Annotated in this window: 27 protein-coding genes; 9 read left to right on the top strand and 18 right to left on the bottom strand. The window is 41.7% G+C overall.

All coding sequences use genetic code 11. The annotated features are described in order from the left end of the window. Nucleotides 1-15 precede the first annotated feature (15 nt). From L1077_RS17765 to L1077_RS17755, 3 genes are all read right to left on the bottom strand, one after another. On the bottom strand, nucleotides 16-768 hold the full coding sequence (locus L1077_RS17765) for a substrate-binding periplasmic protein (protein ID WP_237138301.1): 753 nt from the start codon (nucleotides 766-768) through the stop codon (nucleotides 16-18). 277 nt (nucleotides 769-1,045) lie between these two features. Beyond that, the gene (locus L1077_RS17760) at nucleotides 1,046-1,252 is read right to left on the bottom strand and encodes a hypothetical protein (RefSeq protein WP_237138300.1); all 207 of its coding nucleotides are present in this window, start codon (nucleotides 1,250-1,252) and stop codon (nucleotides 1,046-1,048) included. A 331-nt stretch (nucleotides 1,253-1,583) separates the two neighbouring features. Next, nucleotides 1,584-1,790 carry a hypothetical protein gene (locus L1077_RS17755; RefSeq protein ID WP_237138299.1) on the bottom strand — a complete coding sequence of 69 codons (207 nt, stop codon included), beginning with the start codon at nucleotides 1,788-1,790 and terminating at the stop codon, nucleotides 1,584-1,586. Nucleotides 1,791-1,978: 188 nt separating this feature from the next. Between L1077_RS17755 and L1077_RS17750 the strand changes: the two genes are divergently transcribed. From L1077_RS17750 to L1077_RS17740, 3 genes are all read left to right on the top strand, one after another. Continuing rightward, nucleotides 1,979-2,518, top strand: coding sequence for an isochorismatase family protein (locus L1077_RS17750; RefSeq protein ID WP_237138298.1), 540 nt, complete (start codon nucleotides 1,979-1,981; stop codon nucleotides 2,516-2,518). 102 nt (nucleotides 2,519-2,620) lie between these two features. Then, on the top strand, nucleotides 2,621-3,571 hold the full coding sequence (locus tag L1077_RS27635; protein WP_237138297.1) for a GlxA family transcriptional regulator: 951 nt from the start codon (nucleotides 2,621-2,623) through the stop codon (nucleotides 3,569-3,571). Between the two features lie 99 nt (nucleotides 3,572-3,670). Continuing rightward, on the top strand, nucleotides 3,671-3,988 hold the full coding sequence (locus L1077_RS17740; protein WP_237138296.1) for a hypothetical protein: 318 nt from the start codon (nucleotides 3,671-3,673) through the stop codon (nucleotides 3,986-3,988). Nucleotides 3,989-4,037: 49 nt separating this feature from the next. Here the strand turns inward: L1077_RS17740 and L1077_RS17735 are convergent, their stop codons facing one another. The 4 genes from L1077_RS17735 to L1077_RS17720 form a co-directional block, all read right to left on the bottom strand. Continuing rightward, entirely contained in the window at nucleotides 4,038-4,589 is a 552-nt protein-coding gene (locus L1077_RS17735) for a metal-dependent hydrolase (protein WP_237138295.1), read from the bottom strand. Between the two features lie 181 nt (nucleotides 4,590-4,770). Continuing rightward, the gene (locus tag L1077_RS17730) at nucleotides 4,771-5,334 is read right to left on the bottom strand and encodes a DUF3833 family protein (protein ID WP_237138294.1); all 564 of its coding nucleotides are present in this window, start codon (nucleotides 5,332-5,334) and stop codon (nucleotides 4,771-4,773) included. After that, on the bottom strand, nucleotides 5,334-5,858 hold the full coding sequence (locus L1077_RS17725) for a chalcone isomerase family protein (protein ID WP_237138293.1): 525 nt from the start codon (nucleotides 5,856-5,858) through the stop codon (nucleotides 5,334-5,336). Before L1077_RS17725 ends, L1077_RS17730 begins: the two co-directional genes overlap by 1 nt. Nucleotides 5,859-5,975: 117 nt before the next feature. Then, the gene (locus L1077_RS17720) at nucleotides 5,976-6,893 is read right to left on the bottom strand and encodes a LysR family transcriptional regulator (RefSeq protein WP_237138292.1); all 918 of its coding nucleotides are present in this window, start codon (nucleotides 6,891-6,893) and stop codon (nucleotides 5,976-5,978) included. A gap of 98 nt (nucleotides 6,894-6,991) precedes the next feature. Between L1077_RS17720 and L1077_RS17715 the strand changes: the two genes are divergently transcribed. Continuing rightward, nucleotides 6,992-7,474, top strand: a complete 483-nt coding sequence (locus L1077_RS17715; protein WP_237138291.1) for a GNAT family N-acetyltransferase — start codon at nucleotides 6,992-6,994, stop codon at nucleotides 7,472-7,474. On the opposite strand, the gene L1077_RS17710 is transcribed toward L1077_RS17715, so the two are convergent. The 3 genes from L1077_RS17710 to L1077_RS17700 all read right to left on the bottom strand — a co-directional run bounded on the left by L1077_RS17710 (nucleotide 7,471) and on the right by L1077_RS17700 (nucleotide 9,293). Then, nucleotides 7,471-7,965, bottom strand: coding sequence for a DUF2314 domain-containing protein (locus L1077_RS17710; RefSeq protein WP_237138290.1), 495 nt, complete (start codon nucleotides 7,963-7,965; stop codon nucleotides 7,471-7,473). The two genes, L1077_RS17715 and L1077_RS17710, sit on opposite strands and share 4 nt — an antisense overlap. Nucleotides 7,966-8,234: 269 nt before the next feature. Continuing rightward, entirely contained in the window at nucleotides 8,235-8,618 is a 384-nt protein-coding gene (locus L1077_RS17705; RefSeq protein WP_237138289.1) for a hypothetical protein, read from the bottom strand. 108 nt (nucleotides 8,619-8,726) lie between these two features. Further along, the gene (locus L1077_RS17700) at nucleotides 8,727-9,293 is read right to left on the bottom strand and encodes a uracil-DNA glycosylase family protein (protein ID WP_237138288.1); all 567 of its coding nucleotides are present in this window, start codon (nucleotides 9,291-9,293) and stop codon (nucleotides 8,727-8,729) included. Between the two features lie 318 nt (nucleotides 9,294-9,611). Between L1077_RS17700 and L1077_RS17695 the strand changes: the two genes are divergently transcribed. From L1077_RS17695 to L1077_RS17685, 3 genes are read left to right on the top strand one after another with little or no spacing between them, the layout of a single operon-like run. Then, entirely contained in the window at nucleotides 9,612-9,911 is a 300-nt protein-coding gene (locus tag L1077_RS17695; protein ID WP_237138287.1) for a hypothetical protein, read from the top strand. Beyond that, on the top strand, nucleotides 9,908-11,497 hold the full coding sequence (locus tag L1077_RS17690) for a PepSY-associated TM helix domain-containing protein (RefSeq protein ID WP_237138286.1): 1,590 nt from the start codon (nucleotides 9,908-9,910) through the stop codon (nucleotides 11,495-11,497). The genes L1077_RS17695 and L1077_RS17690 overlap by 4 nt, the downstream gene beginning before the upstream one ends. After that, on the top strand, nucleotides 11,494-11,829 hold the full coding sequence (locus L1077_RS17685) for a DUF3325 domain-containing protein (protein ID WP_237138285.1): 336 nt from the start codon (nucleotides 11,494-11,496) through the stop codon (nucleotides 11,827-11,829). Before L1077_RS17690 ends, L1077_RS17685 begins: the two co-directional genes overlap by 4 nt. 688 nt (nucleotides 11,830-12,517) lie before the next feature. On the opposite strand, the gene L1077_RS17680 is transcribed toward L1077_RS17685, so the two are convergent. The 3 genes from L1077_RS17680 to L1077_RS17670 all read right to left on the bottom strand — a co-directional run bounded on the left by L1077_RS17680 (nucleotide 12,518) and on the right by L1077_RS17670 (nucleotide 16,961). Beyond that, complete coding sequence (locus L1077_RS17680) at nucleotides 12,518-14,170, bottom strand: hypothetical protein (protein ID WP_440589550.1); 1,653 nt, start codon at nucleotides 14,168-14,170, stop codon at nucleotides 12,518-12,520. Between the two features lie 63 nt (nucleotides 14,171-14,233). Next, the gene (locus L1077_RS17675) at nucleotides 14,234-16,318 is read right to left on the bottom strand and encodes an alkaline phosphatase PhoX (protein ID WP_237138283.1); all 2,085 of its coding nucleotides are present in this window, start codon (nucleotides 16,316-16,318) and stop codon (nucleotides 14,234-14,236) included. A gap of 142 nt (nucleotides 16,319-16,460) precedes the next feature. After that, on the bottom strand, nucleotides 16,461-16,961 hold the full coding sequence (locus tag L1077_RS17670) for a lipocalin family protein (protein WP_275424235.1): 501 nt from the start codon (nucleotides 16,959-16,961) through the stop codon (nucleotides 16,461-16,463). Nucleotides 16,962-17,131: 170 nt separating this feature from the next. On the opposite strand from L1077_RS17670, the gene L1077_RS17665 reads away from it, so the two are divergent. Continuing rightward, nucleotides 17,132-17,674, top strand: a complete 543-nt coding sequence (locus L1077_RS17665; protein ID WP_237138282.1) for a DUF6942 family protein — start codon at nucleotides 17,132-17,134, stop codon at nucleotides 17,672-17,674. On the opposite strand, the gene L1077_RS17660 is transcribed toward L1077_RS17665, so the two are convergent. From L1077_RS17660 to L1077_RS17645, 4 genes are read right to left on the bottom strand one after another with little or no spacing between them, the layout of a single operon-like run. After that, nucleotides 17,675-18,346 carry a class I SAM-dependent methyltransferase gene (locus L1077_RS17660; protein WP_237138281.1) on the bottom strand — a complete coding sequence of 224 codons (672 nt, stop codon included), beginning with the start codon at nucleotides 18,344-18,346 and terminating at the stop codon, nucleotides 17,675-17,677. A gap of 11 nt (nucleotides 18,347-18,357) precedes the next feature. Then, nucleotides 18,358-22,011 carry an AAA family ATPase gene (locus L1077_RS17655; RefSeq protein ID WP_237138280.1) on the bottom strand — a complete coding sequence of 1,218 codons (3,654 nt, stop codon included), beginning with the start codon at nucleotides 22,009-22,011 and terminating at the stop codon, nucleotides 18,358-18,360. Beyond that, nucleotides 22,008-23,228 carry an exonuclease SbcCD subunit D gene (locus L1077_RS17650; RefSeq protein ID WP_237138279.1) on the bottom strand — a complete coding sequence of 407 codons (1,221 nt, stop codon included), beginning with the start codon at nucleotides 23,226-23,228 and terminating at the stop codon, nucleotides 22,008-22,010. Before L1077_RS17650 ends, L1077_RS17655 begins: the two co-directional genes overlap by 4 nt. A 55-nt stretch (nucleotides 23,229-23,283) precedes the next feature. Then, a complete protein-coding gene (locus L1077_RS17645) occupies nucleotides 23,284-23,520 on the bottom strand; it encodes a hypothetical protein (protein ID WP_237138278.1) in 237 nt (78 codons plus the stop codon). A 504-nt stretch (nucleotides 23,521-24,024) separates the two neighbouring features. Here L1077_RS17645 and L1077_RS17640 point away from each other — a divergent pair. After that, complete coding sequence (locus tag L1077_RS17640) at nucleotides 24,025-24,570, top strand: DUF6702 family protein (RefSeq protein ID WP_237138277.1); 546 nt, start codon at nucleotides 24,025-24,027, stop codon at nucleotides 24,568-24,570. A 76-nt stretch (nucleotides 24,571-24,646) separates the two neighbouring features. Here the strand turns inward: L1077_RS17640 and L1077_RS17635 are convergent, their stop codons facing one another. Then, nucleotides 24,647-26,086: a metallophosphoesterase gene (locus L1077_RS17635; RefSeq protein ID WP_237138276.1), complete on the bottom strand. Its 1,440-nt coding sequence runs from the start codon at nucleotides 26,084-26,086 to the stop codon at nucleotides 24,647-24,649. Nucleotides 26,087-26,111: the final 25 nt, after the last annotated feature.

Here is a 26,111-nt window from a genome sequence, read left to right as displayed (position 1 = left end):
GAGTGAGCACACAGCTCACTCAGTTTGGCTGTAAAAGTATTCTGGATCAAAAATTTCAGGCTGACGGCCTCTGATCACTTTCAACGCGTCATTCATTTTATCGATAATGCGCTTATCTATCGCTTTATTACACGCAAATCCCAAATAAGATGAGCGTAGCGGCATTACAATGCGATAGTGCTTAGGATTTATCCCTGCTCGTTTAAACTGATAACGCGCAATAACGTCACCATACGCGATAAGATCGATGCGTTTTAACTTTAACATTTGTACCAACTCAAAGCCAGATGCCAAAAATACCAAGCTCTCTTTATCAACTCCCAACTGACGTAACAACTGATGACCAATGTCATTTTTTACTACCCCAATTTTTAAGTCGCCAATGCTTCTTAGGTTCGGTAAATGATAATCTGTTTCTTTATGGCCAATGATGGCAACATGGTTATCCATCGTAGGACCAATAAATTGAAACAGCCTTGCGCGCTCTTCAGTGTAAGTCATTGAGAATATACAAGCGTTGTTATTGGATAATGTCATTTGATAAGCTCGAGGCCAAGGCAATAACATCACCTCGTTGTCATCGAATTTCCATCCTAAATCACGATAAACGAGCTTTAATGCTTGGATCGCAATACCTTCAACTTGGCCATTCACATGATAATTAAAAGGCGGGTAATCTTCTGTGAACCAAACAAGGTTAGGCCCTTTAGCAACAGCACACTGCGCTAACAACACCATCATTATGTAAAACGCGAACTTAGGCATCATATGTTTCCTCGCTTCACCTTAAAGTGTAGATGCTCACACGAGGTTTGTAAGGCCTATCTCCGCAAATTATCAATCAACTATGCAGCAATTTAATTAAATCATTGCACTGAGTGCAAGCTGTAAAAGATCATCCCTCACAGCTTAAATCAACGAGATTAAAGTGGCTGGTAAGTTATCTTGGTACACTTAATTCATCAGCAGATTCGCCTAAATAACAAACTAATTATTACCTCATATGGCCTTACAAGGCAGACTCGTTTTTACTGTGGAGTTGGTTTTAATGAGGATGTTTTCCAGCTAAGAAAAATTCGACTTTTGCACAGCGCTTGCAAGCAAACATATCAAGGTGCTCTTTATTGACAAAGAACTCGGCCAGATTACCTAACACGCCCCAACGCATCCCTTCATGGAACTCTTTGGTACCAATAAATGTGAGTGGAATATCACACCTTAAACAACATAAAGCGGCAGTGCTAGCTCTCACAGGCTTCTCCCCCCTGACACAACTGCAATTCCAACAGACCTCAAATGCATCATCATCAATGTGAGTATGGCAATTTTCGCAAGTTCAAGTCATTTCTAGGCCACTAGTTTAAAAATTATAAAATGCCAACATACCATCACATAATATGATTCTAAACAACAAAATATACTTATTGGGACAAGCGATCGTGCTTAACCGCAAACTAAAAGGGCAGCTTACGCTGCCCTTTGATTACTTTGCATGTGACTATGCTTTTTTAATCGCTTTTTTTAACTTTTTGATCTTTGCTTCGTGCTTTGCGATTTTTTTGATACGTTGCTTAACTTCTTTTTTAAGTTGTTTCACTTCTACTTTTTTCGCCATTTTGATCTCCTTTTAGCGCCTTTTGCTTCAGCTTGTGCTTATTTACAAACCGCTTGATAAACTTTCTGATCTCTTTGGATGAGCTGGTATCTAGCTCATTACATAAAGCAACAAACTCATCTCTTTGGGCCTTATTGATCCGCACAATAAGTTGCGCGTCTTTATTCTTTGCCATTTACAACCCCTATTTGTATATACAAACGTATATACATTAATCATCTATGTCAACGATTAATCTGCACAATATACACCCAACTATAGTGTGTCTTATTTTGTCCTATGATTGTCATGAATAGGTATCTACGCGCATTGCCTCACTCTTTAAACTGGTCACAACAACGTAACCGTAATAGGACAAACTCTATGAACAAAGCGCTTATCATTATTGATACACAAGATTCTTTTTTTGAAACTGATTATTGGCAGGAAAAATATTTCCTCGACTTCAAAAAAAACCTAGGGAGCCTAGTTGAACACTTTAACAGTGCTAACTTACCGATTATCAAAGTACTGCATAGCCGGGAAGATATGCCTGACAGTCCGTTTAACCCTGCTTCAGGCTTGGTTAAAGCGATGGACTTTTTACCAAGCTCATTTACAAAAGTGTTTTATAAATCAGTACATAATGCTTTTACAGATACCGGGTTAGCAACATGGCTGAAGCGCCACAATATCGATACAGTCGTGATCACAGGTATACGAACTGAACAATGCTGTGAAACCACAGCAAGGGTCGCTTCCGATCTCGGTTTTAATGTTGAGTTTGTCACCAAGGCTACATTGACCTTTGACATGAAATGTCCGATCACTAATAAACTCTACCCAGCGGAGGAGCTTAAAGCCAAAACCAATTTAGTGCTTGCTAAGCGCTTTGCTTCCATTCAAGATCCCAGTGATTACTAATACTGTGAAATAGTATACTTTTTAAAATTCATACGAATCATATTGCCTGATGAAAAACTATCTATGCATTTTCATCAGGCAAGTTATAGGTAGCACTCAATCGTGATCATATACTTTGTATTACTCGCAGATACACTGCCTTTGGATTTTGCAGGGCCATTGCAAGTATTTTTAGAAACCAAACGCTTAGGCATACAATTCGAAATAAAATACATCAGTGCGACGACACAGCTTAACTGTGATGGCGGACTGCAACTGCATAACCTAGCACCTTTGCCCACTGAACTAGCTTGCGATGATATCATTGTGCTTCCGGGCTGCCATGATGCATTTTCTGCATATACGACACAAGATGCTGATCAAACCATTCATTGGCTGAAAACTACTGTCACTAAACAGACAGTTTTAACAATTTGTTCAGGCTCTATACTGGCCGCAAAAGCAGGTTTATTAGCCACCAAATCGTGCACAACGCATTACCAACTCATCAATAAAATGCGTATCGCTTTTCCTAACTGCCAAGTACTAGACAATAGAATTTTTGTTGAAGATGGCAATATCATAAGCAGCGCAGGGATTAGCTCGGGGATCGACATGGCAATCTATTTTGTTAGTACTCGGTTTACAGAGCATATCGGTGCTCAAGTAGCGCAAGAAATGTTAGTCTATTTCCGTCGAACTGGCCAAGACCCTCAGCTCAGCAGCTGGCTTCAGTATCGTAATCATATGCACCGTGGCATTCATAAAGTACAAGATATGGTGTGCAGCAACGTCGACAAACACTACTCCTTGGCGCAACTTGCCCACACAGCATGTTTATCACAGCGACAATTGAGCCGCTTATTTTCCATTCATTTAGGAATAACCCCAAGAGAGTATCTTCAACACATCAAAGTGGGCCATGCTCAGCAACTGTTGAAACGCAGCAATCATAGTATTGAACTCGTCGCACAGCACTGCGGATATTCCAGCAGTCGTCAATTTAGGCGAGTCTTTACCCAAACGACGCATATGAGCCCTCAGCAATTTCGTCAGCTACACTGTGATGCTTAAACCGCTTTATGCGTCATATCAATACCTTTATCTGATAATAAATTTATATTATCTTTAGGAATGTCTAAACTCAAAGAAATCAATACTGCTGGAGTGTTTATGAGTGACCTATTACTCTATATACAATTGCGATTAGAACCAGGCTGCATGGGGCCGCAGGGTAAAGATCATATCGAAGCATTTTGCAAAAAAGAAAACGCTTCTCCTTGGCAGAACCAGTTCGCCACAGTGAGCGTTGTGCCCAGATATGATAAGACCCTACCAGAGTGGGAATATAGAGTAAAAAACAAACTGCTTAGCACCGAACAAGCTGATAAGTTTATTTCAATGCATGATATGACAAAGCCTGATTTAGAAGACGATATTGAATCACATATGGCAGAAGAAATTGACGCCTACATGCAGGGTAAACTCTAGTCTACTGACATCCCCATGCATATGCGTAAAAAACCGTGATATGAACCTGTCACCTTTTTATGTATTTTTCATACATATTAAACACCTCAGCGTTTATACGGCGACCAAATATCTCAAAAAATGAGATCTTCTTGATTGCGCTGATATAAACGCAAACCAATACTAACAACACAGTTATCAATTGATTTTGCCAAGCATTTAATTCCCATTGCCCAGACCAAATCAAAATAAAATCAGTGGAAAAAGGATATAGGTATTGAATAGGCCATTGAAAACCGTCAGGGCCTTTTGAACCGAGCACATCACATATAATATGTAAATGAAAACAAATAAATGACAGGCACCACATATTTACCTTATGCGACTTTGCTAAAAAAGCACATATCGATGCTATCAACAATGCAGCTAATAAATTATGTCCTAATACATGATGATATTTACCATACAGGTTAGTTTTGGCAAAGATGAGATCGACAACAACCCCGATTCCATCTAAATCAGGCGCTACCCCAGAGAGACTAGCGAGTACACGATTTCTCCGATTTTGTAAAACTGTGGCGGACAGTGCCCAGCTCAATAAAAAATGCGTTCCTGGCGCCATTTTATAATCCTAATCAAACGTAACACAGTCAGTGAGTGGAGCAAGAATATAAAGGGAACAGGATAAATTTACGCTGAATGTACGCGCAATATACGTGTTGAAAGTTTTCGTTGGTAAGACTTGTAGATAGTATAAAGTGTGCAGGCTAAATGCACACTTTATGAAACGATAAACGGCTTAGTTATGGGTGTAAAGCCCCTGTACAGCCTTTGCTAACTTCTGTGTTTTGCATGAAAATTGTCACCTCAGCCATCACCAAACCAAACTTTTTAATGTAGGAGCGATTCATCAAGGTACACTTATCAAAAGCCCACACCCAATCGTCAAACACAACTCGGTAAGTGGTATCATCGACAGGTAAATCCATCTCATATTGCCATCTCAAAGCGTTACCATATACAGTGCCAATAGCAGTCGTTGCAATATCCGGTGCGTTACCTGTAAACCCATTATTATCATTTTTGATTGTCCAGATACGCTGCTTAACACCATCACCATAGCCATAAGTGAAGGCTTCATCCAAGACCAGTTCACCAACATCATTAACTGAGCCATCAATACGCACTTTAAAACGCTGTACCAACTCACCACTGCGATTTTGCACAATACCCCATGCATTTACCTGCCCATCAAAAAAATCATACACATCGATGTTTGGCGTCATATTTTGATATTCATCGCTTTGTACTGAGCTACGACAAGCCGATAGCAATACTAAGGCGCAAAGTAATACAACCAGTTTCATTATTTTTCTCCTAGCAACTTCAAGCGCATTTTTGGCTCTGTGGTTTTTTCACTCAACCATATATCGAAAAACCACTTAGTAAAATTTTGATCTGAAATTTCCCCAAGTAACTTTTCAGAGTCATAAAAACGTGTTACACCGTTTTCATCTCGTACACCATAAAGTGAGTAGTTTTCTGTTACATCAGGAAAAATTTGTTTCATCTGCAAAAGCCATTTTGCACCAAGCGCTTCATCATCGAACCCTTGCTTCTGCATCTCTTCTAATGATCGCTTTGCTATCTCTTCACCATCTAAATCTCTTAAATAGGTGAGTTGAAGCACAAAAGGAGCGAGACTATTATAACTACCAGAAGGGGAATAGAGGCTAATATCGTACACATCCCAGAATAAATACGTCATACGGGCCGTTTGGCCTACTTGTGTCATGCCTTTTGTTAAGTCTAGTCCGTTATTATCTTGACTCACGGCCATTCCACTCACTAAAAGCAGCATTGCCAGCAGGCTATTTTTAAACTGTTTCATTTTTAATCCATCATTTATGTTCAACAGCTTATACGCAACGGCGGTCAGGATTGTTCACTTCACCTTAGACAATTTACCACCATTTCATTTTTACAAAATATACAAACGCATTTGCGACTAATTAGACCCTGTCTGCAACTCAAAAAATTGGCAAAACTGCGCTATAAACCAACATAACTTAGGATCTTTTTGACGCGTTTTATGCCAGTATAGCTTCACTCGATAATTCGGCACGTTAACAGGCGGCTGGTGAACTGATAAATGATGCATGTTGGCGGCGTGTTCAGCATATTTAGCTGGCAATGTCAGTAGCCAGTCTGTGCCGGATAAAAGTGCGGGCGTAGCGAGCATATGAGGCGTCGCCAATACAAGCTTGCGGGACTTTTTAGATTGCGCCAACGTTTGGTCAACAATGCCTCGCGTTTCGTTCCAAGGGGCAATCAGTACGTGGGGCTTAGATAAAAACAAGTGCAGCGGCAGCTGCTGGGGCAAGGCTTGACTTTTACAGCTTAGCGTAACATAAGAGCCTTCAAACCAATTAAGTTGCGCTAGGCTTTCAAGTGTCTCTTGTTGATGCTCAAAACCACACACCAGATCCAACTTACACTCTTTTAATGCCTGAACTGGGATCCGCTCTTCTAATTGAATAATCTGAACTGACAGGTTGCGATATCGGCTTAACAAATCACTTAAAAATGGTTTTAAACACCACGCGGTGTAGTCAGTTGCAGCAAGCGTTAAGCGCTCCACCTGCGAGGGGTCAAACGGCTTTGATTCTTGTAATCCAGATATAATAGCTTCAAATGCAGGTAACACGTCCGCCGCCAACTTATTCGCAAAGTCAGTGGCCAACATTTGATTTTTCTCTCTGACAAACAGTTCATCATTAAGACTTGTGCGAAGACGAGTCAATGCATGACTACATGCAGATTGACTCATATGTAAAATACTAGCCGTTTGTGTTACTGAGCCTGTTTGATACAAAACAGCAAATAGTTTGAGTAGATTTAAATCTATATTTGGTATGTTTTCCATGTAAATCATGCATGCAGTAAGTGCAAATTATGCACTTTATTCATGTGTAACTTAACAGTACACTGATGAGCAACTAAGTCAAACAGGGATTAACAACCATGAGTATTTCTATCCGTCCTGCAGAGATCCAAGATGCAGGCACTATTTTGCACTTCATCAATGAATTAGCGATTTATGAAAAAGAGCCTGACGCAGTTAAAAACACTGTGCAAGATATCGAACAGAAACTTTTTGGTGATGACGTAAGAGCACACGCGCTTATTTGCGAGCAAGATGGAGAAGCTATTGGATTCGCCGTCTACTTCTTCAACTATTCAACATGGTTAGGTAAATACGGCCTATATCTCGAAGATTTGTACGTTACACAAGATAAACGTGGCGCAGGTGCCGGCAAAGCCATCATGAAACACCTAGCTCAAACCGCGATACAAAAAGACTGTGGACGCTTTGAGTGGGTAGTTTTAGATTGGAACAAATCTGCCATCGATTTTTACCAAAGTATAGGCGCAGAACCGCAAGATGAGTGGATCATTTATCGATTAACAGGCCAAGCTCTTAAAGACTTTGCAGAGCAACCTTAAACATCCACATATTTATTTTGCATTGCTTTAAGCTCCGGCGGCAAAGCAATGCCTTCGCGCTCAGCGATAGTAAACATAGCTCGCTGAATAAATCCACCATAGATATTGCCATCACTGTCAGTGATCTGCCAATCCTCTATATCTTGTAGCTGGCATACATAGTTGTGCGCCATTTTACCTTCATGTGTAATAGGCGGAGTAACTAAGAAAACACTCACTTCATTTCCTTTGATCGCCTCTACATGTGCACCTAAATGCTCAACCACACCACCATCACTCTCAAAGCCAAGCTTAACGAAAGCATCATTTGGATACCTTAGAAACAGCGCTAAAAATTCATCCAATGTCGCTTTAGCAAGCTCTACCGCTTCTAGCACTAATGGATCATTTGGGTCAGTCTCAAGTGGCGGAAAATCTTGAGACTCGGAGCTATAGCGGTTGTGTAACCACAAACCAGCCAGAACGACCACAACGATTAACCCCCAATACATATTTCCCCCTAAGTCTCATATTCCAGATCAGCAAGACTCTATCAACATAAATGATAGCCTTACAATCCCAGTTTAGGACAAGTTTGATCTAAGGTAATGTTTGTGACACATAGACTGAGTAGACAGAATCAATGCAGGACCGTTTTGTAGTATCACTGCATCAATTGTCAAAAAAGTGCACATAAAAATTACAATTCAATGTAAACAAATGCAAAAAATAAAATTTTCACATCCCTTTACAATAAAAATATTAATGTCTGAACACAGCTTTAAGCCGTTCGTTTATGTGGTCTCTTAGACTCTTTTCTACGTATTGAATTGCCCAATAAGTCTTCTCTGCTCACTAAAAATCCACATATGGTGCTCACAACAATGTATATTCCATACATCGATCCAATATAGACCCAATCATTTTCACTGGTAAGTAAGGAGATATTCGTTCCATCATTGACAAATAACACATTCACGATGGATAACGAGAATACAGCGCGATAATAAAGCGAGTGGCCTAGGTGACTTGCAAATGCAGACACTAAGAGTGCAAATAAACACAAATAAAATCCAATGACGGAATGTGCACCCGGCTGGTAACTAGGGTAGATGGCAAAAATCGAAATCAATACCGAGATCCATCCCGATAGATGATAAATCATTATCAGTTCCTTTGAATTAAAATGTTATTTTTTGTAAACCAAAGTACTTGGCGATTATGGTAGATGTATAGCAAATTCGCAACTCCTTTGAGATGACTTACACTAGGTTTAACTCATTAAAATGTCTGAGACACGATTTTTTAATGCAGGAATTGCATTGATCTCAAACCATGGATTTCGTTTCAGCCAATGATGGTTTCGTGGGCTTGGATGCGGCAATGGGATCTGGGTTGGCATATAGCTTTGCCATTGCTGCACAGTATCAGTCACATTGGTAAAACTATCTAAATGATATGCCTGTGCATACTGGCCTATTAAGACCGTCAGTTGGATATGATTAAACTCACACAATACTTTTTCCCGCCATGTTTTAGCACAGAGCTTGGGTGGCGCCTTATCTCCACTTTTTCCCTTCCCGGGGTAACAAAATGCCATAGGCACAATGGCAAATAGCGCTGGATCATAAAACTGCAGTTCAGTCACACCTAACCAAGACCTTAACTTTTTTCCACTTGCATCGTTAAATGGTTTACCAGTTTTATGTACTGTCAAACTGGGAGCTTGACCCGCAATTAATATCTTCGCATTTTTGCTACCTTGAATAACCGGTGAAGGTGTATGGTCAAAGTGTGCTTGGCACAAACGACAAGCGGCAATGTCATCAAGTAATGTCATAATTCAACTTTCATGAACCAAAAAGGCTGACTAGTGATTGCTTTAATAGACCGGTTAAATCAGAAAGTAATTCAATCAGCTACACATTTTTTCAATTAAATTAAAAATACTCACCATTTTCAAGAATAAAATAATCCATTAAAAAAGAATAAACATTACCAATAAATTAATTTTTTCTCTTTCTTGTAGCTAAAGCTTTAACGCTTTTCTTTAAACCTGAATCATTGTGCATTTAGCGCATTTAATAATGATAATTACTGTTATTTACAAAACTATTCGTAGATAATCACTGATCTGATAAAAAAATTTAGGAACGTTATGTCACAAGCCGATAATGCTTTGACTTTTCAATACAGGTTGAGCGTTGCGTCCCGATTTTGTGCGGCAATTTTGGGCGGTTACTTCTTTACAGCCTACTGTATTTCGCTGTTAAGCCTCCTGCTTCCAACCAGTAAAGTAGATGCCGTTTTATACAGTGTTTGTCTTAGCATCTTAATTTATAGCTGTGTATTTATCGCTGCTTTTGCCGCTCGCTCCTTGATAAAGGTCTGGGTCGCTTTAATCATTAGCACCGGCGTCATTGCGCTAATCACCAATTTTGTTCAGGGAAGTATATGAAAGACACTTTTTTTCGCTCAATGACTTGGCTTCATACTTGGGTTGGTCTTTTGCTATGTTGGCTATTATTTTTAATTTTCTTTGCTGGCACGATTAGTTTTTTTCGACACGAAATTAGCTTATGGAATCAGCCTGCGGTACACAAAATTGAGCAACCCAAAGTTGAACAAGCCACGTTAATTAATACCGGTTTGGATTACTTACAAAACAAAGCACCTGATGCAAATAGGTGGTGGATAGGGCTTCCTTCACCAAGGCAGCCTGAAGTACATGTATCTCATCGACATAGCCAACCCGATGGACAAAGAGACAAGTGGATAGATGAGCAGCTAGATCCAAACACACTCAATCCAATTGAAGGGATGGTAGAGACTCGAGGCGGTAACTTTTTCTATCGATTACATTTCGATTTACACTATATGGACCGCAAACTCGCTCGCTGGTTAGTCTGTTTTGCATCGCTATTTATGCTCATCGCACTCATCTCCGGCATTGTGATCCATAAACGTATCTTCAAAGACTTATTCCAATTTAGACCACAAAAAGGCGTAAGAGCATGGCTTGATGCACACAACTTGTCATCAGTACTGGCGTTACCTTTTCACCTTATGATCACCTATACAGGATTGGTCACTTTGATATTTATGCTATTCCCAGATCCAGCAAATACACTATACGAAGATGGCGTAAAAGGGTTCAGAGCGGACTTTTATCCCGAACGTCAGCGTATAGAAAAGTCTGAGCAAGCACTTAACTCACCCGCTTTCGATGCCGCTTTTGCACACTTTCATCAAAACTGGCCGGATCAAAAAATAAAGCGCGTGATCGTTGACCACCCAAGTAGTATCAGTGCGACAATCAAAATTTATGGTGACAATGGCACTTTAATTCGTGATGAATATCCGTATTGGCAATACTCTGCGGCCTCAGGAGAACTGATAAAAACAGCGCGTCTTGATCCAAGCGGCGGTGAAGTACTATATGGAGGCATGATTGCAGTGCATAGCGGTAGGCTCGCTCACCCAGGCTTACGTTGGTTGTATTTTATTTGTGGTATTGCGGGCTGCATAATGATTGCCACGGGCTGTATTATGTGGGCTAAACGCATAAGAGAGCGCTTAAAACCAAATCAATCACCTAGCTTTGGGCTTAAATTAGTGGAGGCTTTAAACTTAGGCACGATAATGGGCTTGCCACTGGCAACTGCTGGTTTTTTCTACGCAAATAGGCTTTTACCAGCGGATATCGCGGGCCGAGCAGATAAAGAAATACTCGCTTTCTTTTTAATTTGGCTCGTTAGTGCAGTAGTAGCAGGGCTTTGGCGCGCTAAACGCGCATGGCAAGGTTTCGCTTATTTGAATGCGATAGTCTGGCTATTACTACCAATTTGCAATGCCCTTACAACAAATGGCAATCTAGTCACCTATTTGATGGATAGCAAATGGATTTTAGCAAGCTTTGACCTTGTATTTTTAGCGACTGCAGCGGTTTTTTTCTTCCAAGGAAACAAGCTCGGGCTTAAAGCAAATCAGGTCAAATCAACTAATCGCCAAAAACGTCCCGCAGGTAAGGAGCAAAAAGCATGATCTACAGCTTAGCCACCCTTCTGTGTTTCAGTGCGTTTTATGGATTTGCAATGGCTAAAACGGCTCACTATAAAAGTGTGTTTGGTGTTCGCCCAAATCAAACCATAACCCAGCGTTTTAGCTATGGTGCCTGGATCATTATTTTACTAAGCTTTATCGTGAACCTTTCACAAGCAATTGGATATGGTAGCTTAATATTTTGTGGGCAAATGGCGTTGTCTGTTTTAGTGATTTCACTGCTGATGACATATAAAACACACTGGTTAAGATCATTATTTTACTTACTTCCCGCGCTAACAAGCCTTCTAACCATACTGACTATCATTAGTTAGTACTATTTGGCGGCTGATATATCAATTATCAGCCGCTCAGATCATCATTTTACTAGCTTTGTTTGGACAACCTCGCCTTCGTTACCTATTTCGGCCTATTCACATCCGATTTAGTTAGTAAAAATATGATCTATGATTCAATGAAAGCATCACCAGCTAGTAAAAAACTGATCCCAACCATCAATCGCACATAAAAAGTTAGTAAAAATCTGATCTAAGAAAAGTTGACTTGATAAAAATGTGATCTCTAATTTCTAGAACGGCAGGTAAGTTAGTAAATTTGTGATCTATGAGACTATAAAGAGGGCAACAGTATACTGAAAACTGTTGGTTTTCTTCTACTTAATAGATAAATGAATAGATTAACTAGGATGAGTTAGTAAAAATCTGATCTCATTTATAATAAGTCAGATTTTTACCAAGTTACCTGCGGCTAAGTTAGTAAAAATATGATCTTTTCGACTTTACCTTAGTAAAATTGTGATCTCTAGGTACTAAAATCCCATAATTAAAGAAAATACACCTTGAAAAGTAAGTAAGAGAGCTCATTATTATGTATTCAACCCCAGCTTAACCATTCAGTAAGTAAAATCATGATCTCATGGTGAAATCGCCACTTGATACATCAAAGAAACGTCACTGATCCAAGTTCATATGACGCTCTTTGATAGCTTCAATCTAAAAGCCATTAATTTTTAGACCAATCTAGCTGCATATCCCATTTAAATTGCTTGTCTTGTTGCAGTGGAGCCTGTGAATCATCTACGTTTTCCAATACATTTTTCGCTTTTACTAGCGTTGCATCACGACCAAACAGATAACTTTGCTCTCTCACAATGGTTAAATACGCTTTATTTAAAGCCAGTGCACGTTCTTTTGAAGGCGTTATCAGCTCGTAAAGGCTAACTGCCTTTTGTACTTTTTGCATATCAACCTTGCCGCCGGTAAACCACTTTTTAAGCATCTCTTGGTTTTGACGAAACTCATCACCGCCGCCAACTCGGGACATATACGTCAAAAACTCACCGTGTTCTTCACCTACATTTGGCACATCTTTTTGCGTTTTTAGATTGATGTACCCCCAACCAGCGGCACCCTCAACCTTACGAGCAAACGAAAATGTTTGGTCATACGTTGCCCCCACAGTCTTGTGACAACCATTACAAAATGCCAATTCTTGAGCATGTTGAGGGCGCAGCTCGCCACGACTGTCCTCTATGTAACCATTAACCGTCCAGCCAAATGTATTATTTACGCCTTTATCACCCACATAAAGTGTCACAGGGAGCTTTTCAAATTCCTTTTCTTTTGCTTCTCGGTAATAAGAGCCTGCGATTTCTCTTTTTGATTTAAAGTTATGCTTTCTCATATAACGTAACTCTTTGAGCCGAGGTGCATTATAAATTTTACCGTGTTCATCAACGCCCACATAACGTACCGTATGCAAAAACTCAGTGCCTTCTGGGTAAAGCATATGCGCTAATTCCGTTTCTGCATCTCCGATATAATGTACTTGCTTCACTATGTGAGTAATATCACTGAGCTTGCCATCTCCATTCAAATCTTGACCAATAGCATGCTCTGAAATTCGCGGTACAGAAATGGCCTCCAAACCTTTCACAGCCAATTCGGTCAGACTCAAATTCGCTAGATAGATACCCCGATTGTAAAGGCCATCTTTGGTTTGAAATCCGCGTGGGAGCCTAATCATCACGTCCCCTGTTGAACCATTTGTTGGCCAAAATGTACTTGGAAAAGGCTTATAGTTAAATGCAACCCAACCGCTGCCGTCACGGGCAAATCCCAGCTCGTCAAACGCTTTTTCTGGAAACGCTAAATTCTTAAGTGGTGTTACTTCGCCACGCCAATCACTGCGCTTGCTCATTTTAGCTATAAAAGGTGTATAGTTGTCCTGTTCGATCCAGTTAGTAATTTCTTGATCTGAGATCCCTTTAATCAAATCCGTACGGTCGATAAACAGATTCTTCCAATGGTTTTTTAAGCCGAGATCTGAAAACGCATAATCACCTTGTAAATCACCGTCGTTCATCACATTAGGACGCGTTTTTTCATCATGATACGACTGGTGACAGGCATAACATGGGTTATTCACACCATCCGTCTTGGTATAGCACTGTGGTGGAATCACAGACTCGGGGTTGTACACTTCTTGATGTTCGATATACGCCATTGCAGGGATATCGTCACCTGGTTGATATGGCGTATGGTGACTAACTTGCTCAGTGTCGGTTGGTAAAATTTTGCTCTGTTCAAGTGTATCAGTACATCCGCTCAAAGCAATGACCAAAGCCAATGTCGAAATAAGTAATGGGTATTGCATTTGTATGACTTCCATTTTTAATGCCAAAAAAGCGATGCAATGCACCGCCTCAGTAATTAATTGTTATTTTGATTTAGGGTCATACATCCACAATGTGTTGTTGTATTTCCAATCCGTACTGTGATCTTCTCCGATAAGAATACGACCGTCACGCATAACAACTACATTGTCAGGCTGTGCTAACTGGCTTGCATCACAACGCTCTTTATCATTCAACGATGAACGATAAGTCGAGCCCATCACAACAGGTTCAATACGAGTTAAGCTATAGTTGCTATCAATGTGCGCGCGATAAACGCCACCACAATCTTTTACACGAGCAGATAGCTGAATGTCGCCTTGGCCATCAATCATGGTGTTGTCGATATCTGCAATACCTATATATAAGTAAGCTTTTTCTACGACTTCGCCTGCGATCACATCTTGGCCAGACACAGCTTCCAGCACACGGTCATGATTGATTGCTAAGCCTTCAAGCTTACGCCATTCAGCGGTTGCCCCTTTAAGGCGTGCCGCTTGGCGTGATTCTAAAAATGCCGCACGGTCATCCATAGGTTTGCCAGCAGTGACTGGTGAGCCGCCCTGTGCCTCAGTCGGATAGGTTGCGTCACCATTCGCCCAAGCCTGCACATCTTTTATGGAAATATAATTAGTTTTACCGTCTACATAGTTGTCAGGCGTAATACCATCATACTCAACTATCCAGTCTAAAATAGCCGCGTTGGTGCCCGTTGCAATCTCTTTCCACTCGATATCAAACCCAGTGACTGCAGGGTCTGATAAGCCTTTATCTTGAATAAGCTTTGCGCCGTATAACGTGCCCGAGCTAAGATCTTCAGCTGTATCGGCAACAAACTTGAACAGCACACCACCAGTGTCATCTTGCGAGGAGTAAACCGTGCGTCTATCTGGCATGACAACGGCGTTTTCATGCTCATATCGCCCAATCGTATAATGTTTTTCAACGACAGGCTTATCTGCCATCGGAGACTTTACTTCTGCAATGTAACCATAACGATATGGGTTTGGTGATTCAGGTGCTAAAAACTCTCTCAGTTGAGCCAAACGTGTACTAACAACTGGCGCATTCCACTCTGGATAAGTAGTTGAATTAACATCTGAATTTACAATCCACTCTTCTGAAGTCAATGGAGTTCCCCAAGGAGATACAGATCCAAAACAGTTTGCCGCCGTGCCCTTTACTAAATCAAAGTCTAACATCATGGCCTGCTCAATACTCCATTGGCCATTTTCGCTCTTGCTCATTTTTAAGCGGCTCATACCGCCAGGGTAATCTTCCCAGTTAGTGAACAAATAACCAGTATTTTCTGACTCATAGATAAAACCATTAAAATCTGGCATGTCATTTTTGATGATTTCGTTACCAGAAGTCATACCATAGATTACACCAAGCCCACCCGCTAAACCGTTTGTGCCAAGGTCATTAAATGTGTCTCCGGTTTGACCTAAGATTTGATACTGACCTATTGCAGTGACAATTGTTTGCGCTTCAAATTCGGTTGCATGAAGCGGGGCATCAACCAAATTACGAGGCAATTTATTGAAGTTGACACCAGTCAGTACACCAACTGTTCCTGTATCAAATGGGCGCTTGTTAAAATTATCTTCGGCTGTGTTTGCATCACTAGGGTGTTGTGCATTAAAAAAGAGGTCACCTTTCTCAGTTAAGAAAATCCCCGTTACTTCCGAGCCTCTTGGTACAGTCGCGATCCGAACTAAACCTGTACCGCCATTGATTCCGTCAGTGCCATTAACTCCGTCAATTCCATCTGCGCCATCTGCACCTTTATCTCCATCTGCACCTTTATCTCCATCTGCACCTTTATCTCCATCTGCACCTTTATCTCCATCTGCACCTTTATCTCCATCTGCACCTTTATCTCCATCTGACCCATCAGCACCATCTGACCCATTAGCACCATTTACGCCATTAATACCATCCTTACCATCTGCACCATTAGCTCCATTGATCCCGTCTGACCCATTTTCACCTGCAGGTCCAGCAGTCCCTTGCTCACCTTGAACACCTTGTTGGCCCTGAGTTCCAGGTGCACCATCATCTCCGCTACACGCAGTGAGTGCCAAAGTGACGGCAGAGGCAATTAACGAATAGGCTATGCGCTTCATTTTTTATTACTCCGATTTATTTGTTGCTACATTGGGTTTATAAGCGCAACTAGCCTGAACGGAAGTAATGACAAATAAGTTTATGAAATATTAATCTTTTTGGTCAAAAGAAAGACTTTATTAGTATGTCTGTAAAGGGGGCTTACAGTGAACTAATACTTTGATGTTCCATGTAAATTAGCGCACCGACGTCATAACCAAGCTTCGTTGCTGTTTCTTGAAAATCCTTCAAAACAGCATTTGACACTTGTGGAGTGCGAGACAATAGCCACAAATAGTCTTTGTCATAACTTGTCACATAAGCATATTGATAATCTGCTTCGTCTAATTTAAAAACAACATAACTGCCATAAAACGGACCGAAAAATGACACTTTTAAATGACCTATATCTTGCTCAGATACGAACTTGGCAACACCATCCGCCTGCTTCCATGTTTGCTCGGCAGTAACATAACCTCTGTTAACCACCCCAACACTGCCATCTTGATTTAAAGTATATGTTGCAGTCACATTTTGCATGCCACGCTCAAAACGGTGATCAAGGCGTGCAATTTCATACCAAGTGCCTTGATAACGCTGCAGGTCAAAGTTTTTTACTGGTGTGATCCCTTCTGGCAAACCGGTACATGCTGTTAAAGACAAAAAAGCCTCCAACACACATGCTTTTACAAAGTAATGTATTTTCAAAGCGAAACTCTCCTATCTTGGTAAGTAGACTGATACAATTGAATATTGTGGTCTATACGGCCACTGAGTGCCAAACGATCTATCTGCTGGCAGAATATTAAGTTGTTGAAACTACTTGGCAGTTCATGAAAATACTAACTCATGGTTTTGGCGCGCCAGCGGGCATTTTAGCTGTATACGTCGAAAATAAACCTAACCTCATAGAATACAAAAACCTTAATGAAGTCATACCATTACGTCATGGTGAGATCGATTATATTAATCAAGAATGCGGTAATGGATGGCGAAAGCTGTTTAATGTATACAGTAAATTTCTCTCTGAGTTAAGTCACCCAGATCATGATTTTACTAAGGAAGAAACAAACACGCTTACATGGCAAGCGTATAGAGATAAAAGCTTACTTCAAGCAGGCTCACAAGAAGCTCTGCTGTTTTCTCCACCAGATCTGGGCCAAAACAACTACCAGTGGCACATTATTGCAGGGCGAACATATGCTAAAAAGCTCATCAGAGATCACGATTTTACCCACTCAATGGTCTGGTTAGATGAAGAATTTGCCATTGATACGGTAAACAGGATCATCGTATGCCCGTATTTTGATTATCGCCAGCTCAGCAATATCAAGATCACCAAGCTGGTCGAATTAATTAGGGCACATACGCCTTAATCACTGTCCTTTTGCAATGGCATGGGCACTAAAACCAAGTGCCTTAAAATAAAGGGTAGGGGAGCAAAACCCAGTAAGACTTGTCAGTTCATGCAGTCTTGCACCACTGACAGGATAAAAGGCTTCTTGAAAATGATGACGCATCGTTTGCGCCCCCACGTCTGTCAGCCCGAGCTCCTTCTGGCAATAATGTAGCTGCGCCGCGCGTTCAAAGTCGGTATCAGGCTGCATCAAATCAGCTAAAAACAATTGCCCACCGGCGCGCAAATTCAGGCCAATTTGCTTTAATAGCTCAGCTTTATCGCCATTATCCTTTACAAAATGAAGTACTAGTAAGCATAAAGCCGCATCTGCTTGATAGGTTGCTTCTTTAATTGGACCAAGGTGAATAGTGACTCTGTCACTCAAACCCAAGTTAGTAAAATTTTGATCTGCGATAGTGAGCATATCCGCAGAAATATCTTGAGCAATAAACTGCCAGCCAGCATTATGCTTTGCCAACTCAATAATGTCCTTGCCTGTGCCTGCACCAATAACCAGTATGGTTGCGTCTTGATCTAACGTCACACTCAGCTGTGCAGTAGTCGTATGATGTAGCAGCTCATAGCCTGGTACCAACTTGCCAATGCGTTTATCGTAACTGAGTGCTTCATCACCTGTGAATGTAGGCATATCTTTCCTCTTTAACTTTCCTTTGTCGTCACGGTAGAGTATCCACCAGACTGCTTTTTAATCCTAATTTGTGTCGCAACACGTTCTGTCATTTGAGCCACATGAGAGATAACTCCTACCTTGCGACCCTGTGACTGTAAGGCATCTAGTGCATCCAATGCCACACTCAATGTCTCCGGGTCAAGCGTGCCAAACCCTTCATCGATAAATAAAGAATTAATTTTCACTTGATTTGATGACAGTGATGCTAGCCCTAGCGCCAACGCCAAAGACACCAAGAATGATTCTCCACCAGATAGGGTATTCACGCTACGTTGCTCATCGGCCATATCACGATCGACAATGGCAATTTCCAGAGATTGACCGATTACAGTCAGGCGATAACGCCGCGACAAGCTCATTAAATGATGATTGGCATAATGCAGTAGGATTTTTAGCGTTTGTGTTTGCGCTAAATTACGCATCGTTTTGCCGGTTGCATCGCCTAGTAAACGATTGAGTAAGTGCCAATGCTCATAGTCAGCTTGCATTTGTACTAGCTCACCTTGTTGAGACTGCAGCTTTTGTATATTGTTTTGATGAGTTTGCAGCGCAACTGAAACCGTTACCATTTCAGTTTGCAACTGATTATGCTGCGTATTGAGTGCGTCTAAAGCTGTGGCTATTTCCGGCTGTGCATGTTCAGGTTTGCCACTCTCTGTATGCTCCGCCAAATTCTGCTTTACATGCGCTAACTGTGACTTTGCGTTATCGCGCTGTTGTTCTAATAATTTTGCCTGTTCGATTAATGGCATCCATAACTCAGGCTGCCAAGCGAGTAACTCATCGACTAATGCTTCTGTCAGAGTAGGGTATTGACGTTGAGTTTGCGCCAACCAACCTGTAAAGCGAGTGTGGTTGTCAGCTAAGTTTGCCTCATATTCTTTTAACTGCTGGATAAGATGCGCTTGAGTTAAAGCCTGCTCATCACGCACCTTATTTAAACGAGTAAGCTCATCTTTATGCGTTTGGAGTTGTTGCTGCGCCAAAGAAACACCTTGGTGTAGTTGCTGACTCCATTGCTCAGGCGTTGTTTCAAGTGCCAACAATACACCGCGCTGAGTTTGCGCCTGATCGCGTAGCTGCTGATATTGACTAAGCTGTGCGTTAAAGTTGCCTAATTGCTGTAAAGCCTTATCAAGCAGTGCTTGAGTGGTGCTCTGCTGAGGTAAACATTGCTCGATATCTTTGACTATTTGCGCACGCTTATCTTGCAGCGCCATCACTGCGTTCACTTGCTCACACAAGTGCTGCACTGCGATATCAGCAGAGTGAGTCAGCTGAGATAACCACACCTCATTGTCATAGACTGCGGCAATTCGTAGCATCAACTTCTCACAAGTCTGCGCTAATTCATTGCTTCTTTGTGTTAATGTGGCTTGTGATTGCTCAATTGACTGAAGTTGCTGCTGATACTGTTGCAAAGCACTTCGCAGCTGCTGAAGCTGCTGCTGATTCTGCTGTAGTAATTGCCATTTATGCTGTTGAGATTTACTCAGTTCGCTGTAAAGGGCGAGGTTGCTATCAATCTGTACAAGCTGCTGCGCGTGTTGCTTAGCATCGCAAAGTGACTCAGGTAGTTCATCAAGCAAGGTTTGATTTACTTGCTGCTTGTTCAATATCTGCGCTTTTTGTTGCAGCGCGGCTTGCAGCTGCCCGTTTACTTGCTCTAGGTTAGACACCACCTCATGATAACGCGCTTGCGTTTGCTGACGCGCCTTTTCTGCACTGTGATACTGGCCTTCAAAGTCTCGGATCAATTGCTGCCAATGACTGTCGATATGATCTACACGATAAGGGTGCTCGGTCGCACCACACACCATACATTCTTTGCCATGCTCTAACTGTCCGCGCAACGCGCTTATATTGTCACTTGCACGCAATTTAACCTGATGTAAGTTTTCTTGAGTTAAATTCAATTGCTGACGAGTAAGCTCATCTTGATGTTCAGCATCTTTTCTTTGAGCCTCTGCACTGTGCTGTTGATGCCTCAAACCATCAAGGTGTGCCTGTAACTGCAATAGTTCATCACTCAATACTCTTTGCTGCTCTAATGCTTGCTGTGCCTTATTGAGTTGTGACTTCTGAAATTGCAATTTTTCGTAGTCTAATTCACTCAAACTGTACTGCAATTGATTCACTTCAGCCTGCATTGAATTAACATGTTGCTCAACCTGACTGCATTGTGGCTGCGCTTCCATAACGGCTTGTTTCGCAGCCTGATATTGCGAGCCCAATGCGGATTGCTCAGCCTGTAATTCATTTCTGTCATGGTGCGCACGTAAATACTGTTGCAGTACTTCGTAAGTTTGAGGCCACGATGCACACAGTGATACCAACTGTGGCGATTCTGACAATTGCTTATCCACCAGCGTTTTCTCAGCATCAAACGCTGTGAGTTGTGATTTCAGTGTTTGAAGTGTATGAGCATACTGTTGCTCCAACCGTTTTTGCTGAGCGACCTGTTCTTCAAATTGCTCACAAAGTGTCGCATTTTCATTGCGTACTTTATCAAGCTCTCTCACCTTAGCAATATCAGGCTCATGTTGTTTCAATGCAGCCTGTGCAAGAGATAATTGCTCATTGCTGGCTTTTAGGGCAGATTCTTGAACCGTGATCTCGCTGTGGAAATCCTGCGCAGCCAAAACACTCAGATCAGATTGGGCACGCACTATATTAGCCTGAAATTGCTTAGCCTGAGTACGGTTATCAGCGATATGCTGAGTCAGTTGTGCCAGCTGTGCACGTTTGAACTCATCACTGCGGCTAGCCAGTGCCGCGTCTTGTTCTTCGACACTACTCGACAAAGTAATCAATTGCTGCTCTAGCTTGGCTTTTGCCGTGTACCAACCTAGATGCTGTTCTAGGTTTTTTACTTGTGATTGTAACTGACTCTGCTGTTGCTGCAGGTCTGCTAAATATTGCTGCTTTTGGGCAAGCTCCTCTTCACTGAGTAGCTCAATATCACCAAGCTTTTGCTTAAACGAAGCAAGCGCTTCAGACTTTTGCTTGTGAAACTCAAAAATGGTTTTGCCAACTCGGCTAAACTGCTCTGTCGCGGTCAGACACTCCAGCAACTGAGCGCGCTCATCCGCATTTGCCTTTAAAAAAGCAGCAAAGTCGTGCTGAGCTAATAACACCGCTCGGGTAAACTGCTCAAAGTTCAACCCAATTAATTGTAATAGCTTTTGCTTTGCGTTGGATTTTTGCGCCAATACCTGCTCAGCAGAGGCATCCAGTAATACCAATTCAGCTTCTTTAATTCGCCCATCCACTTTATTGCGGGCTCGAGCCACTTGCCAACGCGCTGTATATTGCTCACCATCTTGGGCGACAAACCCAACTTGCGCATAACCTGAGACTGTCCCTCTTCGCAATAAATGCCTCGGGTCACTCAGCTTGATTTCATCGCCATTAAAAGCGACTTTGTTTTTTGAGTCTGATTTTAATCTCGCCGTTTTACCGTAAAACGCCAGACAGATGGCATCTAACAGGGTACTTTTACCAGCTCCGGTTTCACCTGTGATGGCAAACAAACCAGTATTTTTCAAAGGAGGGGCGTTAAAGTCGATACGCGCTTCTGGCAAAGAGGCTAAGTTTTTAACCTCAATAGTAAGGATCCTCATAGTTCTCCTTGCTCATTTAATGCAACTAATACCGTCTCTAAACATGCTTGTAACTCTTGTGGCAATGCAGATTCCTTATCTATTTGTTCTTTATATGCCAACTCTAATAAAGTAAGCGGTGCGAGGTTATTCACTTTGCTTAAGTCCTCAAACAGTGGCGTATTCTCATTACCTGTCGCCTGCGAGACACGCTCTATACCGCAAAAGTGGACGCATTTATCAGCCAATGCTTGCTCTATTTTATGACGGAATTGACTGTCAGTTTCGTTGGCGTTCAAACGCAGCCTTAAATAAGGTTTAGGTGCGGCTCCCTCTGCTGGTAACTCCAAGTCTTTAATAGCTTGGCATAGCGCTTCCAAAGTCGCGCCGCCTTTTTCTGGTAATAAAATGACTTCTTTGTGCCTTGGCACATATCTTGGAGTTATCTCAGTGATTTGCTTACCAGAAAATTCAACCAGCAATATCTGATGCTTATAGTTACGCTCAGAAAACGACATCGGAAAAGGTGTACCGCTGTAGCGTATCGCCTCATTGTTTGCGACTTTTTGCGCTTTGTGCAGGTGACCAAGGGCCACATAGTCAGGCGTATCTCCAAACACATCAGCATGAATGGAATCAAAACCACCAATGGTAATATTGCGCTCAGAGTCCGTTGAAATATCCCCCCCTTTGGCATGTAGGTGACCCAAAGTGATCACTGGAAGTGACTGGTCGCTTATCTGCTCATACGCAGACTGGTAAGCCTGCTGCACAGCTTGTGCGTAACCGGAATCGTCGACGTCAACTTGAGTCATATCGGCACTGCGCAAAAAAGGCATCGCGATAACTTGAACAGCACCGCAACGCGTGTTGATCAGTTTAACCACTTCTTCTGGCGCATGTTTGTCATATTTACCAACTACATGTGTATCAAACTGCTGTAGCAATGGCTTCGCTGTTTCAATGCGATTGGCAGAATCATGATTGCCCGCAATGATGACGATATGCAAATGAGGGGAGGCCGCTTTAACAAGCTTGATGAACGCATATAACTGTTGTTCAGCTGTCGCTGGAGGAGTTGCTGTATGATAAATATCGCCACTGACAACCAACAAGTCAGCATCAACTTCAACTAACTCTTCAATGAGCCAGTTTAAAAAAGCCTGATGTTCATCATAGCGATTGTGTTCATAAAATTGCTGACCGAGATGCCAGTCTGATGTGTGTACAACTTTCATACAGCGTTCCTTTCCTAATTAGGAACGCTAATATAACATTGCTTGGGACTATTTATTAATAGCTCAACCGCCACCATGCGAAAATTAATAGCGGTAACACCAAAAGCAGTAACATGGGTGCTCTATATAGCTTGCTTTGCTTAGCCTCTAAACGCTTAATTGCAGCACGTTCATTACAGGCAGCCACTTTATCAACGTAACAATAACCATCTTCTATGTACGCTTTACAATTTTGTTCATCAGCAGGTATCGCTACGAGCTTCTCTTGTTTTTTTAGTATGTAAAAGTCCATACTGCTCACCACATTTCTTTCTATAAACGGGTATTAATCAATGAGCAAAACTAACGCCAGTTTTACCCAAAATAAGGAAGAGCGCGATTTTAATGATAAACAATGCCAAATATCAACAGTAAACTTGGGGTTTTTAAATTTTTTTTCAAAATAGAGACAATAAATATGGAAAATGCATACTTGGCATACAATTAAAATTGTCATTTTTTCATCATTTTTGGCCCTACAACTAGCCTAAATGATCGAGCTGAACAATTTCTGAACCACCTATCTATTCGTACAATTTATTACATTTAAGATTAATATCTTGATATACATGAGGTAAAAGAACTCGACTTAGAGATAGATATGTTATATCAATACACCTTAAAAGGTCAAAAAACCGACATTTAGCTTGCAAGATATTAGAAAAAAACACAATAATCCTCTTAAAAGTATCAAGAATCTTGTAGACTGTATGTAAGTGAGTAAACACTATCATTTATCATTGAAGGAGTTAGATATATGAGAACTTGGCTTATCGCCGGGCTCAGCTTAATTTGGTTTTCACCAGTACAAGCACACAAATTAAAGGCATCACTGGCAACGGCAAAAGTGTTGCCACACAATGGACATATAAAACTAGAGTATAGATTTCATATGCACGACCTTGAGCATGCTGTAGTTCATCTATTCAATGATTCAAAAAATATCTATCAAGATACCAAAGTGCAGCAGCAATTTTCTGACTACGTCTATACACAAACATCACTAAGGCGCTTAAACGGTCAAGCACTAGCCTTATCAAAACCCACTTATGAAATAGACCGCAAGTACTTTAGGGTTTATCAAGAAGCGCTTTACGAGAAAGAAGTACCATTAAAAGGTCTACAAATGCGCAATGGCACATTGAGAGATATCTGGCCTGAACAAATCAATTTAGTCAACTTCAGAGGCATGGGGCCAGTAAAAACCATGTATTTTGATAAAGATGACAATTGGCTAAGTGTACAATTTGATGAAGCAATCAAACCAAATGTCCAAAGCCAAGCCAACGTTAAACAAAATTAAGCTGCCACTCAAAAAGCGGCGTAGATAAGGTTACATACCACGCCACATAGAGATAAACTGCTTCATAAAAACTGATTTACTGACATACCTGTTCGTTTCGAACGGCAAACTGCGAGTCGCAACGTAAAAACGCTTCGCCTTGCTCATCAAAAAATCGTCCATACCATCCAGAATAACGGTCTAGTTCGAGCTCCAAAAAGCCAAATTTTGCTTGCTCATTACCATTGGCTTGAAGCCCATCCACAACGGCATCAAAGCTAGTGTAAGGTAACTCTTCACTGAGACTCACACCACTATTGCCAACCACTATTTGGGGCGGACGCTTATATTGCTTATCAAAACTCAATGACTGATAAATATGCATATGGCCTGATAATGCCAAAGCTACTTGCTCAGGCAGATGTCCAAGCGGTGTATCCGCTAATGCCCGCTGCAACATGATATTTAATGTATTGTCAGTAGCCACATTATTCACCCCCCACAACGGCCGATGCGTCACCGTCCAAATTGGCTTATCAGGGTATTTGCTCGCAAATTTCTGTAAAGACTCATATTGGCTCTGATACTTCGCTGTTAGTGCATTTGAAAACCGATCATCACATGCATTGGCCGAATCCTGCACCCAAATATTGAGCTTTTCAAGCTTCAACATATATGGTTCTATCATCGCGATGGCAGAGGCCGCTGAATTCAGAGGTTGAGAAAAATTGCCTTGTGCTGGGCACGTGCGCTGGGCTATGCCTTGCTCCAAACTTGACCCTGGACCAAAAAAGTAAAACCAGCCAAGTCCGGCGCGGCTACACAATTCATGATTTCCCCTCGCAAAGACCCAAGGCGCCTTCGTTAGAATAGAATCCGCAGCGCTGAAAAAGTCCGCTCGCCAAGCGCGCCACGTATCCGGTTTTGGACTGCCTTGTGCATTTTGACTATAGTAGGTTTCCTCTAACCCACAGGTTTTTCCGCCATAGCCACCATCGCCTGCATCATAGGCATAGACACCTTTACTAATACTGCCACTGGTACCTCTGTAATTGTAGTCCCCCATATGTAGGATCAGGTCAACATCGCGCTTAGACCCTTGAGAGATCAACGTTTTGAACGGCTCCGCAGGCCCATTGCCATCACATACATGTGATTTACAGCCAGAATCACCATAGACTTGAATACGCTTAGGGTTGAGTGTCATTGCATCAAACTGCAGCTCGGTGCCGCCAACCTGATATGTAATACCGGCCTGCACGGCAGATTCACACACGGTAATTGGAAAGTTTTTACCGGGGTGGAAAGCACGGATTTTCATCTGACTGCGCTCTCCACTTTCGCTTTCAAGTAAAGGACACACTTGATCTTTACTATGAACACCCGGAATGATGGCACGCATATAAATCATAGTCTCACCTGATTTACTGGGGGCCAGCATTGAATAAGCCGCGATCACTTCGGCTTTTTTTATTGGCTTTGGACTACTGCAACTGGCCAATACCAACAGCCCACACAATATACTCACAACTCGCATTGTCGTTTTCCTTCTAGTTTGCGTC

Source organism: Pseudoalteromonas luteoviolacea, assembly GCF_021654285.1.
Lineage (GTDB): Bacteria > Pseudomonadota > Gammaproteobacteria > Enterobacterales > Alteromonadaceae > Pseudoalteromonas > Pseudoalteromonas luteoviolacea_J.
This window is presented reverse-complemented; position numbering and strand designations above follow the sequence as displayed.